Source organism: Streptomyces sp. URMC 126 (genome assembly GCF_051386555.1).
Classification (GTDB): Bacteria; Actinomycetota; Actinomycetes; order Streptomycetales; family Streptomycetaceae; genus Streptomyces.
On the sequence record NZ_JBPQTX010000723.1, the window covers coordinates 1 to 334 of the forward strand.

Sequence of the window (334 nt, forward strand, 5' to 3'; positions counted from 1 at the left end):
TGCCACAGCACGACCGCGGGGTGGTCGGCGTAGCGGGTGGCCAGTGCGGTGACGACGGCGTCGGCGGCCTCGGCGTAGGCGGGGTGGCTGGGGCAGAAGGCCTGCCGGCTGCCGTGGGCCAGCCGGGTGCCCGCGGCGGTGACCGGCCGGGCGTCGGGGTGCAGCCGGGTGAACCAGGGCGGCGGTGCGGCCGTGGGCGTGGCCAGGTCCACGGCTATGCCGTTGCCGTGGAGCAGGTCGAGCACCTCGTCCAGCAGGCTCCAGTCGTAGGTTTCCGGGCGCGGTTGGATCCGGGACCAGGAGAACACTCCGACGGTGACGAGGTTGACGCCCG

General features: G+C 74.6%; 1 protein-coding gene. It reads right to left on the bottom strand.

Going from position 1 to position 334, the window contains the following annotated elements:
- On the bottom strand, nt 1-334 hold a 334-nt coding region (locus ACSNOK_RS33635), incomplete at both ends, for a beta-galactosidase (protein WP_436784559.1).